The sequence below is a fragment of the Chitinilyticum aquatile DSM 21506 genome (assembly GCF_000430805.1).
GTDB lineage: Bacteria > Pseudomonadota > Gammaproteobacteria > Burkholderiales > Chitinibacteraceae > Chitinilyticum > Chitinilyticum aquatile.
On the sequence record NZ_KE387261.1, the window covers coordinates 109,775 to 121,583 of the forward strand.

Annotated in this window: 13 protein-coding genes; 7 read left to right on the forward strand and 6 right to left on the reverse strand. The window is 60.8% G+C overall.

The window, feature by feature from the left end:
- Nucleotides 1-94: 94 nt before the first annotated feature.
- Both H559_RS0117520 and H559_RS0117525 read right to left on the reverse strand, forming a co-directional pair.
- Complete coding sequence (locus H559_RS0117520; RefSeq protein ID WP_028453747.1) at nt 95-505, reverse strand: tellurite resistance TerB family protein; 411 nt, start codon at nt 503-505, stop codon at nt 95-97.
- Nucleotides 502-948, reverse strand: coding sequence for an acyl-CoA thioesterase (locus H559_RS0117525; protein ID WP_028453748.1), 447 nt, complete (start codon nt 946-948; stop codon nt 502-504). The genes H559_RS0117520 and H559_RS0117525 overlap by 4 nt, the downstream gene beginning before the upstream one ends.
- 101 nt (nt 949-1,049) lie before the next feature.
- On the opposite strand from H559_RS0117525, the gene H559_RS0117530 reads away from it, so the two are divergent.
- Both H559_RS0117530 and H559_RS0117535 read left to right on the forward strand, forming a co-directional pair.
- Entirely contained in the window at nt 1,050-1,496 is a 447-nt protein-coding gene (locus H559_RS0117530) for a universal stress protein (RefSeq protein ID WP_028453749.1), read from the forward strand.
- Nucleotides 1,493-2,356 (forward strand): radical SAM protein, encoded by an 864-nt coding sequence (locus tag H559_RS0117535; protein ID WP_028453750.1) that lies wholly within the window; start codon nt 1,493-1,495, stop codon nt 2,354-2,356. The genes H559_RS0117530 and H559_RS0117535 overlap by 4 nt, the downstream gene beginning before the upstream one ends.
- An 8-nt stretch (nt 2,357-2,364) precedes the next feature.
- On the opposite strand, the gene H559_RS0117540 is transcribed toward H559_RS0117535, so the two are convergent.
- On the reverse strand, nt 2,365-2,649 hold the full coding sequence (locus H559_RS0117540) for a helix-turn-helix domain-containing protein (protein WP_028453751.1): 285 nt from the start codon (nt 2,647-2,649) through the stop codon (nt 2,365-2,367).
- 227 nt (nt 2,650-2,876) lie between these two features.
- Between H559_RS0117540 and H559_RS21085 the strand changes: the two genes are divergently transcribed.
- The 4 genes from H559_RS21085 to H559_RS0117560 all read left to right on the forward strand — a co-directional run bounded on the left by H559_RS21085 (nt 2,877) and on the right by H559_RS0117560 (nt 6,141).
- Nucleotides 2,877-3,656 carry a ferritin-like domain-containing protein gene (locus H559_RS21085; protein ID WP_034642061.1) on the forward strand — a complete coding sequence of 260 codons (780 nt, stop codon included), beginning with the start codon at nt 2,877-2,879 and terminating at the stop codon, nt 3,654-3,656.
- A 233-nt stretch (nt 3,657-3,889) separates the two neighbouring features.
- The gene (locus H559_RS0117550; protein WP_034642062.1) at nt 3,890-4,126 is read left to right on the forward strand and encodes a PepSY domain-containing protein; all 237 of its coding nucleotides are present in this window, start codon (nt 3,890-3,892) and stop codon (nt 4,124-4,126) included.
- An 8-nt stretch (nt 4,127-4,134) separates the two neighbouring features.
- On the forward strand, nt 4,135-4,809 hold the full coding sequence (locus tag H559_RS0117555) for a response regulator transcription factor (RefSeq protein WP_028453753.1): 675 nt from the start codon (nt 4,135-4,137) through the stop codon (nt 4,807-4,809).
- A complete protein-coding gene (locus H559_RS0117560; protein WP_028453754.1) occupies nt 4,810-6,141 on the forward strand; it encodes an ATP-binding protein in 1,332 nt (443 codons plus the stop codon).
- Between the two features lie 143 nt (nt 6,142-6,284).
- Here the strand turns inward: H559_RS0117560 and H559_RS0117565 are convergent, their stop codons facing one another.
- Together H559_RS0117565 and H559_RS0117570 are read right to left on the reverse strand one after the other, a co-directional pair.
- Nucleotides 6,285-7,760: an inorganic phosphate transporter gene (locus tag H559_RS0117565; protein WP_028453755.1), complete on the reverse strand. Its 1,476-nt coding sequence runs from the start codon at nt 7,758-7,760 to the stop codon at nt 6,285-6,287.
- A gap of 93 nt (nt 7,761-7,853) precedes the next feature.
- Complete coding sequence (locus H559_RS0117570) at nt 7,854-9,329, reverse strand: protein adenylyltransferase SelO (RefSeq protein ID WP_028453756.1); 1,476 nt, start codon at nt 9,327-9,329, stop codon at nt 7,854-7,856.
- Nucleotides 9,330-9,413: 84 nt separating this feature from the next.
- Between H559_RS0117570 and ybaK the strand changes: the two genes are divergently transcribed.
- Entirely contained in the window at nt 9,414-9,902 is a 489-nt protein-coding gene (gene ybaK / locus H559_RS0117575) for a Cys-tRNA(Pro) deacylase (RefSeq protein WP_028453757.1), read from the forward strand.
- Nucleotides 9,903-9,923: 21 nt separating this feature from the next.
- Here ybaK and H559_RS0117580 read toward each other — a convergent pair whose 3' ends face one another.
- Entirely contained in the window at nt 9,924-11,612 is a 1,689-nt protein-coding gene (locus H559_RS0117580; protein ID WP_028453758.1) for a response regulator, read from the reverse strand.
- Between the last annotated feature and the right edge of the window lie 197 nt (nt 11,613-11,809).

Here is an 11,809-nt window from a genome sequence, read left to right on the forward strand (position 1 = left end):
CAGGGTGATTCAGTTTTTTCTTATATTTGACGCGTGCTGCAAAAAAAGCAGCCCCTGCGTGCTGCAGGGGGCTGCCCGGTGGTCATGACATTGTTCAGTTGAAAGCCGTCTGCAAATCTTCCAGGGTCAGGTGCCAGCGCTCGAGCATGCGACGGAATACCAGCAGTTCGGCTTCCTTGATGACGCGGTCGGCCTTGGAAATATCCAGTGCCAGTGCGGCGATGAGCAGGCGCTTGCGGGGCTCGTCGACCGTATCGAGCAGATCATCGATGCGTTCCTTGTCGATCAGGTGGATCTGGCCGTCTTCGTCGGCTTCGTCGGAGAGGTCGTTGCAGTATTCCTGCAGCACCTGGATGAAGCCCTTGCGGGAAATTCCGATCATTTCGTAAACGTGCAGGTGCTCGATGCGGTCGATTTCTTCCGGGTCGAAATTGCCGTCACAGATCATCTGCATGACCAGCAGGCGGGCCATGGCTTCCGGGCTATTGAAAGGGTATTTTTTCATGCTGCGCTCACTGTCTTGTTCTGTAATGCCAGGTGCAATTCCGGAGGAATGGCCTTGACGCGTCGCGTGGAGTAATCGAAGCACGTCATGAATGTCTTCGCCTGCGCAACGCTCTGCCTATCCTGCCCTGTCGTAACAAGATAGTAAAGATCAAAGCCCGTGCGCGTGCATTCGCCGCGACGCAATTCGATGGTCAGCACCTCGCCAAGGAATGCTTCGCGCAGAAAGACAACGGCCGCGTCCGACATGATCAGCCCGCAGTCACCGACCTGCTGCTCATCGCGAAAGCCGAACTGGCGCAGCCAGCGCAGCCGTGCTTCGTGCAAGAGGCCGAGCAGTGCCTGGTTGGCCAGGTGATTGCCGTAGTTGAGATCCGTTACGCGAACTTCGACGCAAGTCTGGAAAAGAGTGAATTCAGGCAGTTCCAGTTTCAGTCTGGCCATGCGGGCTCCAGCAGGTGGACGGGTAAAAAACACGGCGCTATTGATACCGCAAACCGCAGGCGTTTGCTAGACTTGTAAGGCATCAACCCAAGGAAAACGCCATGTACCAACGAATTCTGCTGCCGGTGGATCTCAGTACGACCTGTCGCATTGCCTTGCAGGAAACCCTCCGCCTGGCTTCCGACCAGCATGCCAGAGTACGGCTGGTGCATGTGATCGACATGGCCCAGTTTGCCTGGAGTGCAAACGAATTCATGGATGTGCCCCGCCTGCAGGAGAGCCTGCAGGAAAGTGGCAGGAAACTGCTTGATGACATGGCCGCGCAGGTAAAGGAAGCCGGCATCGATGTCGAAACCCGGCTGCTGGAAATCTGGGGCGGCAATCTGGCGCACGCACTGATCGAAGAAGCAAAAGCCTGGCCTGCCGAACTCATCGTGATGGGCACGCACGGCTATGGCGGCTTGACCCACATGCTGCTGGGCAGTGTCGCCGAAGGCGTGGTAAGGCATGCTCCGGTGCCGGTCTTGCTGGTGCGGCAGCAGGAATGAGCGCGAAGCCTCCCTTGCAGCTGCAGGTCACCGACCACCGGCGCGACAGCGCCGGTTTTACTTACGTCTATCCGGTGGTATCGCGCCGCGCCGGCGGGGTTTCGGTCGGTATCAACCTGAATCCGAACAATGCCTGCAACTGGCGTTGCATCTACTGCCAGGTACCCGATCTGAAGCGTGGTGCCGCGCCCGAACTCGATCTGGCGCAGCTGCGCGGCGAGCTGGTCGCGATGCTGGATGACATCGTCAACGGCGATTTCATGCAGACGCGGGTGCCGGAAAATGCGCGCCGGCTTAACGATATTGCCTTTTCCGGCAATGGCGAGCCGACCAGCAGCCACCAGTTTCCTGCAGTGGTGCAGCTCGTGGGCGAGGTGCTGGCGCAATTCGGGCTGGCTGGAAAAATCCGTCTGGTACTGATCAGCAATGGCAGCCTGATGCACCGCGAGGAAATCCGGCAGGCCTTGCAGGCGCTGGCGCAGTCGGGGGGCGAGGTCTGGTTCAAGCTTGATCGTGCGCCGGCCGATGGTTTCAGCGAGGTGAACCAGGTGGCAATGAGCCGCTCCGGTGTGGCGAAGCGTCTGGCCGCTGCCTGTGCGGCTTGCCCGACTTGGTTGCAGACCTGCATGTTCGCGCTGGACGGCAAGCTGCCTGCGGAGGCCGAAGTTGATGCCTATCTCGGTTTTGTGGCCGGGCAGCTGGCTGCAGGTGTGCGACTGCAGGGGGTGCTGCTGTATGGTCTGGCGCGCCCTTCGCTGCAGGAGGAGGCGCCGCGTCTGAGTGCGGCGCCGGCGGACTGGATGGCGAGCCTGGCGCGCCGCATCGAAGCCCTGGGGCTGGCGGTCAGGCTCAGCCTCTGACTGCGCACCTACTTTGCCTGGGCTTCGCTGAGCAGCCTTTCGTATAGATCCGGCTTGTTGCTGCGCAGATGCTCGATCAGGTGAATGTCATGGCGTTGTACCCGGGCGAGATCAATGCCTTCGACATGCACGACGCGCAGCAATTCCTGCACCGGCTTGGGCATGTTGCGGCCGCTTTCGTAACGGGAGCCGCCACTCTGGGTGACGCCGATGCGGCTCCAGAATTCCTGCTGGTTCAGGCCGAGCTGTTTGCGGATCGAGCGCGGGTCGAGCGGGTTGTGATTCGTGTTCATGGTGCTTCTCCTTGGTGCTTGCATCCCCCGGGATGTGGCGTGCGGATTGGGTGTGTCAAACTGTGTGGGCTCATGTTAGGGGGATATGCCGGATGACTCACGGCAATATTCCCGCCATGCAGCTGTAATTAATTACGCCGGGATGGCTTGAACTTCCGGTGGGCAAGCCGCAGCAAACGGGCTCGCTCACCCACCGCAGTCCGCCCGGCTGATAAAGAGATTTTGCAATGCTGAGACAACTTGCCCTGGCTGCGATCAGCCTGAACCGGATTGCCGACAAGATCGCGGCCACCAATGCGCTGGATCTGGCTGCAGCGATAGACACCACCGCCATCTTGCAGGCGTCCGCGCCCATTCCCGGCCGCGAGGCCCGCCCGCAACTGGTCGCTCCTGCCGATCTGCCCGCACGTGCCACGCACAGCCCAGAGGGCAGAGCGGCGCTGATTCATGCGTTAACGCACATCGAACTCAATGCAGTGGATCTGGCGCTCGATATTGTCTGGCGCTTTCCGGGCATGCCCGAGTCGTTCTACCGCGACTGGCTGCGCATCGCGCAGGAAGAGGCCTATCATTTCAGCCTGCTGAATGCGCATCTGAATTCACTGGGTTATTCCTACGGCGACTTTGTCGCGCACAATGGGCTGTGGGAAATGGCGGAAAAAACCAGCGACGATCTGCTGGCCCGGCTTGCGCTGGTGCCGCGCACGCTGGAGGCGCGCGGGCTGGATGCATCCCCCCCGCTGCGCAGGAAGCTTGCACAGGCTGGCGACCAGGCTGCCGCCGCCATTCTCGACATCATCCTGCGCGATGAAATCGGCCATGTGGCAACGGGCAATTACTGGTATCGCCATCTGTGTGCCGAGCGCGGGCTTGATCCCGTTGCCGGTTATGCTGCACTGGCCGAACGCTATGGCGCGCCGCGCCTGCGCGGCCCGTTCAATCTTGACGCCCGCCGTGCCGCCGGTTTTGATGAGGCAGAGCTGGCCGCCCTGCAGGCGCCGCGCTAGGGTCCCAAAGGGGCGCAACCATGTTGTTCTGATAGAATTGCGGGTATGTGATGGTGGCTATTTTCTGATAATGGCCACATGGCAATACATTGATGGGTATTGGTGGGTGGCCTGGTTTATGCCATTCAGCTGCAATTCAGCTTGTAACAGCTACACTGCGGCTGTAACTGGCACCATAGGCGGGGCGCTGCAGCTGCGGCATACTGCCGGGGAAACAGGAAAGGAGACGAATCATGAAAACACTGAAAATGCTGCTGGTACTGACCAGCCTGATCGCGGTGACTGCCATGGCCGCTGTCAGCCGCGATGATGCGGCCAATATTGCGCTCAAGGCAGTTGAAGGTGGGCGAGTGCTGTCGGTTGACAAGGTACTGGAAGGCAACAAACCCGTCTGGCGCGTGAAGATTGTCACCAGCAAGGGCGATGTGCGTGCCGTCTTTGTTGATGAAGCAACCGGCGCAGCCCGCTAAACAGCTGCATGCGTATCCTGCTCGTTGAAGATGAACCTGCCCTGCGCGAAGGGCTGGCGCGCCAGCTCGGTACTGCAGGTTATCGCGTCGATACCGCTGCCGATGGCGAGGATGGCCTGTACCAGGCGCGCGAGTATCCGTTTGACCTGCTGATTGTCGATCTTGGCCTGCCCAAACTCAATGGTGTCAGCCTGATTCGCCAGCTGCGCGCAGGAGGCCACGATGTGCCGGTGCTGGTGCTGACCGCGCGCGGCAGCTGGCAGGACAAGGTGGCCGGCCTGGAAGCCGGCGCCGATGATTACCTGACCAAACCCTTTGAATTCCCCGAGCTCGCCGCGCGCGTCATGGCGCTCCTGCGCCGTGCACTGAAGGCCACATCAACCGAGCTCCATTTCGGCAATCTCACTATCGAGTTCGCCCGGCAGGAAGTGCGCCTTGCCGGTGAAATCTGCGAGCTGACCGCCTTTGAATACCGTCTGCTGGAAATGCTGATCCAGCAGCGCGAGCGTGTGGTCAGCAAGCAGGAATTGTCGGATTACCTCTACCCGCATGACGAAGACCGCGACAGCAATGTCATCGAGGTGCTGATCGGGCGGCTGCGCCGCAAGCTTGACCCGGATGGCTCGCAGCCGGTGATCGAAACACTGCGCGGACGCGGCTACCGCTTCGTGCGCGAGGCCTAGATGCGCAACTGGTCAATCGCACGCCGTCTGCTGGCCGGGGCGCTGATCGTACAGCTGGTGTTTTTCTGCCTGGCCGGTTTCGCGCTGCAGGATCGTTACGCTGAACATCTGCGCGCCAGCCGGCTGGAACGTCTGAAAAGCGAAATCTACCTGTTGATGGCCGCGACCGAGCTGGATGCCGCCGGCCGCCTGCAATTGCCGGCCACGCTGGCCGAGCCGCTGTTTGCCTTGCCCGATTCGGGCCTGTACGCGTCGATCTATAATCCGGCCGGTTCCGAGCAGTGGCATGCTGCATCGTCTTCGGGGCGGCAGCTGCCCGTATTGCCCCGGCTTGCTACCGGCGAATGGCAATTCACCCGCACAACCGTCGCAGGCGTGCCCTACCAGAGCGCCGCCTATCAGGTGCGATGGGCTATTGGTGGCAAGGCACAGACACTGCTCTTTGCCGTGCATGAGGATGAGCGGCCATTTCTGGTTCAGCTCGGTCATTTCCGTGGCTTGCTGTGGTGGTGGCTGGGTGGTGCCGGTGTTGTGCTGTTGCTGGCGCAAGGCTTGTTGCTGCGCTGGGGGCTGGCGCCCTTGCGGCGGGTCGAGGGCGAGCTGGCGCTGATCGAATCCGGTGCCCAGAACGGTATACAGGGTGACTATCCGCCGGAGCTGGCGATGCTGACCGGCCGGCTGAACAGTCTGGTCGAGCAGGAGCGTGTCCGGCAGCAGCGCTACCGCGATGCGCTGGGCGATCTGGCCCATAGCCTGAAAACCCCGCTGGCCGTGCTGCAGCAGTCACGCGATGATCCCGATTACGCCGCGCGGGTGCAGGAGCAGCTCGAACGCATGAACCGCATCATTGCCCACCAGCTTTCACGCGCAGCGGCACGAGGTAGCCAGGCGCTGGGCGTAATGCTGCCGCTGCGGCCCGTGCTGGAGCGGCTGCTGGCCGCGCTGGGCAAGGTGCACGGCCACCACGGCGTCGTGTTCACGCTGGCGTGCGACCCGGAGCTGGCCTGGCCGCTTGATGAGGGCGATCTCTACGAACTGTGTGGCAATGTGCTGGATAATGCGGGCAAGTGGGCACAGCAGCGAGTGCAGCTGAGCGTGAGCGTTGCCGCCGAGGCGCTGATTTTGCGTGTCGATGATGACGGCCCCGGTTTTACCGATGCAGCTGCAGCCCTGCAGCGTGGCGTGCGGCTTGATGAATCCGTGCCGGGGCAGGGGATAGGCCTGACGGTGGTGGCGGATATTGTTGCCGCCTACGGTGGTTCGCTGCAGCTGGCGCGGGGTGAACTGGGCGGGGCGCAAGTGCTGATCACGATTCCGGCCCGTTTGGCCTGATGTAGTTATAGAAGTACTATGTATATGGCTGTGGCCATTCAAACGAAAGGGCTGTAGCCTGATACCCATGAAAAACGCCGCAAATTTTGCGGCGTTTTTCATGTCGTGGAGCTGGGGCCGGATTTTGCCAGCCGCGTTCCCGTTTACTTGATGAGGTGTGTCGCCAGCCAGAACAGCCCGCCCGACAGGAGGATGGTAATCGGCAATGTCAGAATCCAGGCGATCAGGATGCTGCGGACGGTGCCGCCCTGCAGACCACTCTTGTTGGCAACCATCGTGCCGGCTACGGCGGAGGAAAGAACGTGCGTGGTTGATACTGGCATGCCGGTGAAGCTGGCAATGCTGATGGCGACCGAGGCAGTAATCTGTGCCGAAAGGCCTTGTGCGTAGGTCATGCCCTTGTTGCCGATTTTTTCGCCAACGGTTTTGACAATCCGCTTCCAGCCCACCATGGTGCCCAGGCCGAGCGCCAGCGCGACGGCCACCACTACCCAGTCCGGTGCATATTCGGTGGTTGCGTTCAGATCCTTGCGCAGCTTGCCGAGATCGGCGCTTTCCTGCGGGGTGATCCCCGGCAGCTTGCTGACCTTTTTGGCCGTGTCGTCGATGCACAGCAGCATGCGGCGGACCTGGCGGCGGTCATCCGGGCTGAGGTCCGTGTAGGATTTGACGTTGTCGAGCTTGGCGGTCAGCGCCTCGATCGTTGGCAGAGTCTGCTCGGTTTCGCACTTGAAAATCGGCGGAAGCGTCATGCTGCCGTTGCTGTGTCCGAGCTTGATGTGCTGTGCCAGGCGCGCTTCATTGCTGATGTAGAAGTCGCTCATGTGCTGGGCGGCATCACGCGTGCGCTCGATTTTGTAAGTCGTGCTGTTCATATCGACGACGAACTTGGCCGGGGCCAGGCCGATCAGTACCAGCATCAGGAGGCCGATCCCTTTCTGGCCGTCGTTCGAGCCGTGCGCAAAGCTTACGCCCATGGCCGAGGCGATCAGCATCAGGCGCGTCCAGAACGGCGGGTGTTTCTTGCCGTCGGTTTCCTTGCGTTCGTCCGGTGTCATGTGCATGCGGGAAGCATTGCGGTATTTTTTCAATACCAGCAGCAGAATGGCGGCAATGGCAAAACCGATCAGCGGCGACACCAGCAGGGCGAGCATGATGTCGATGGCTTTCTGAATGTTCACGCCCTTGCTGATCGAAGTGCCGGTCATGAAGGCATTGGCAATGCCTACGCCCAGGATCGAGCCAATCAGTGTGTGCGAGCTGGAAGCCGGCAGGCCGAAAAACCAGGTGCCCAGGTTCCAGATGATGGCAGACGTCAGCAGCGCAAAAACCATGATCAGGCCGTGCGATGACGTTACATCGAGCAGCAAGTCAACCGGCAGCAGATGCACAATCGCGTAAGCAACGCCGACGCCACCCGCCATGACCCCGATGAAATTGAAGATGCCGGACGCGATGACCGCGAGGTGCGGTGGCATGGCCTTGGTGTAGATGACGGTGGCTACCGCGTTGGCGGTATCGTGAAAACCGTTGATGAATTCAAAAGCGAGGACGAAAAAAAGCGCCAGTGCCAGGCTGACGGCTACTCCGGCTCCCAGACCGCTAAACAGGTCGAGCATGATGGGCTCATGACAAAATGATGACGGGGGCGATTATCTCAGATTCCTTTCAGCCCCACTTGATGAAATCGGTATTATCATTTTTCCCGCAGATCAGGACGAACAGCTGACGGATAGTGTTTTCGCCCAGTCAGGTGGAAGTCCGGCGTAATCAGAAAAGACCGGATTTTCGGTGAATGGCCGGGCCAGACAGTCGGCGAGGCGCCGGATTTCGCTGTAATCAAGCTCGGCTTCGGCCTGACGGATCGCCTGTTCGGCCAGATGATTGCGAAGTACATAGGCCGGGTTGCTGGCCAGCATGATCTGTTTGCGTTGCGCATCGGTCAGTGCGTCGCGCCCGAGGCGCTGCCGGTAGTGGTGGTACCAGGCAGCAAAGGCCTCGCGGTCGGCCACCAGGTCAAGCAGTGCCATGTTTGCTGCGGTCTGGTCGCTGCTGTGGCTTAGTGTGCGCCAGAATAGCGTCCAGTCAGTGCTGGCGGTCTGCAGCAACTCCAGCAAGTCGGTCAGCAGGTTCCAGTCGCTGTCCTGCCATTCCTGCAGGCCGAGTTTGCCGGCCATTCTTTGCCCGAATGCCGTTTCAAACGCTGGCTGGAAGGAGTCCAGCGCGCCCAGGATGGCATCCTTTTCGAGCAGGGGGCTGAATGCCTGCCCAAGGCAGTACAGATTCCACAGTGCAATGCGCGGTTGCTGCTGGTAGGCATAGCGGCCGGTTTCATCCGAGTGGTTGCAGACATGGCCGGCATCGAAGCCGTCCATGAAGCCGAAGGGGCCGTAATCCAGCGTGAGCCCCAGCAGGGACATATTGTCGGTATTCATCACGCCATGGCAGAAGCCCACCCCTTGCCAGCTGGCAATCAGCGCGGCGGTGCGGGCAATGACGGTATTGAACAGTGCAAGGTAGGGCTGCTCCGCCTGCGCTTCGTCCGGGAAGTGGTGCTGCAGTGCCCAGTCAGCCAGTTCGCGCACTGCATCGTGCCGCCCCTGGTAATAGAAATATTCGAAATGACCAAAGCGCAGAAAGGTGGGGGCAACACGGCTGACCACGGCTGCCGATTCGCGAGTTTCGCGCCAGACCGGTGTTTGCGGGTCGTGAATCAGTGCCAGTGCACGAGTGGTGGGAATGCCCAGCGCGTGCATCGCTTCGCTGCACAGGTATTCGCGGATCGATGAGCGCAGTACGGCGCGACCGTCGGCTCGACGCGAAAAGGGTGTGGGGCCGGCACCTTTCAGCTGCAGCTCGCGGGGCCGGCCGGCGGTGTCGTCGAATTCGGCGATCAGCAGCGCGCGGCCGTCGCCAAGCTGCGGTACGTTGACGCCGAACTGGTGGCCGGAATACACCGTCGCCAGGGTCGGGTGCCCGGGCAGCGGCCGGTTGCCGGACAGGATTTCGGCCAGTACCATGCCGTGCTCATCCGGATTGCTGGCAAGGCCCAGTTCGCTGGCCAGCGCAGTGTTCCACGCCGCCAGTTGCGGCTGGCGCAGCGGCGTGGCCGCCACATGGCGGAAGTAATGTTCCGGCAGCGCACTGAAGCGCGCCCGGGGTGGCAACTGGTCGAGTCGGTAATTCATGGTAAAGCCCTGGTTTGAGCAGGGTTAATGTTGATTGTTTTACTCGGGTATTTTACCCGTCTTTTGCAGCAGGCAGGGTCAGGCATGAGCGAAAAATACCCGGTTACCGCAGCGGTGCGCGTCCTGCGCGCAGCCAAGGTGGATTTCACGCCGCATCTCTACGATTACGAGGAAAAGGGCGGAACGGCGGTTTCGGCGCGCGAGCTTGGCGTGCCGGAGCATTGTGTGATCAAGACGCTGGTGATGGAGGATGAGCGCAAGCAGCCGCTGCTGGTGCTGATGCATGGCGACTGCGAAGTGTCGACCAAGAACCTGGCGCGCCTGCTGGGGGTCAAGACGATTGCGCCTTGTGCGCCCGATGTGGCCAACCGGCATTCGGGGTATCTGGTTGGGGGCACCTCGCCCTTTGGTACGCGTCGCAGCATGCCGGTCTATGTCGAGGCATCAGTGCTGGAGTTGCCGCAGATCTATGTGAACGGCGGCAAGCGCGGCTTTCTGGTCAGTCTGCTGCCACAGGAGCTGTTGCGTGTGCTTGATGCCAGCCCGGTCAATGTGGCGATCAGTCACGATTGATGGGGTATGTGCTGCCAGCCTTCAGGCTTCTTTGGCTTCAGGTCGATGGGTGGGGAGGTTTGCGCTGTCCCGTGCCGGTTTACCCGTCTTGCCCGAGCCGCCCAGCAATTCGTCGAGGTCGGTGCGCAGCGTGTGCCGCACGCTCTCCTCGATATTGTCTTCCAGTCGGCTGATGAATTCGTCGGCCCGGTGCAGCAGGTGCTTGCGCTCGGCAGCTTCGCCAAACCCGGCCTTGAGGTATTTCAGCGCGGCGTGCGTGGCGGAAAGCATCAGCCGGTTGTTGTGCGTGCTTTCGGCTGCCGGCATCAGGAGGTTGAGTGCTTCGCCAAGCTGGTTGCCCAGCATGAGTTTCACGCCCTGATTGTTCAGTTCGCTTACTTCCTGCCCGACCTGCTGGATGAAGTCATGCCAGACCGGCCGCTGGTTGGCTGCGCTTTCCAGCATGCCGGAGATGTGGCGTGTCGTGACAAAGCGCTGCGCAAGTGCCGAGAGCCAGGAATAGGGGGGGGAAGCTGGATTCGGCGTTTCGTTTTCCAGTGTGGCCGGGCAGAGCAGATCGGTGGCCATGATGAAGCTGACGGCCAGTTCCAGTGTGAAATCCGGCAGATTGAATTGCGTGGCCACGGCAGCCAGTTCGTCCGTCTTGCCGTTGAAAAGGGCATTGGCAATGTGGCCGATGGCGCGGTTGACGGCCGTATCGTCCTTGCGTACCAGTTCCTGCACCATCCGCAGATACTTGTCGGCATCACCGCCGGATTGTTCGCGCCGGGAAGCCAGTGCCAGCTGCAGGACCGTCTCGGCCGACAGGCTGCTGGAGTTGCCGCCCACGGTAACGGCGCGCTGCAGCAACTGCTTGGCCTTGCCGGAGTCGCCCAGCATATTGGCCAGGTTTCCGGCTTTTTGCAGGCGGGCAACATTGTTGGGTGTGATGGCCAGGCATTTTTCGAAAATGGCCATGGCCTCGCCCAGCCGGCCTTCGGACATGTACATCGATGCGAGGGCCTCGTAGGCATCCACATACTGTGCGTGCTCGATAATGGCTGCCTGCAGCGTTGACTCGGCCTTGCTCTTTTGTCCCATGCGGTTCAGTGTCCGCGCCAGTCCGAGCTTCGCCCAGGGAACGACACGCTGACCCAGAATGTCTTCAAACAGTTTCTGGGCCTCGTCCAGCCGACCGGCCTCCAGCAGCAGATTGGTCAGGATGCGCAGCAAGTCGTTGCGAAAACAGGTGGTTTCCTTCTGCAGGCGCAGGCATTCATTGATCGCGTCATCCAGCTTGCCTTCATTGATCCGGTCGTAAATCGGCTTCAGGAAACGCTTGCGTGCCCAGGCCGTAGTCAGGCGGCTGCTCAGCAGTGCGCTGGTAAAGGGCTTGATCAGATAATCATCGGGGCCGATCTCGGCAACGGCGACCACCTTTTCATACGCCGCTTCGGCAGTGATCATGATCCAGATCGTGTAGAGCGGCAGTTCGCCGGAATGGCGCAGCTCTTCCAGCAGCTCCTGTCCGTTCATTCCTTCGTCGAAGTGGTAATCGCAGAGCACGATGTCGTACTCGCCGTTGCGCAGCCGGCGCCGGGTTTCTCCAACACTGCTGGCGGCATCGACACGGTTGATGCCGCAGCCGGCCAGCGTCATGCGGACCGATTGCCGCACCGTCGGTGCATCGTCAGCCACCAGAACGCGCGCCTGGGTCAGTTCATCAGCCATGGGAAGAGCCGGTTTCGGGGAGATATAACTGGAAATATCGGCAATTCGCCGCGAAGCTCAAGGGAATTTTGCAATTCCTCGCGGCAGAGTGCCGGAAAAAGAAAAACCCCGATCTTGCGATCGGGGTTTTTCCGGAATCTGGTGCCCAAGAGAAGACTCGAACTTCCACGCCCTTGCGAGCGCTAGGACCTGAACCT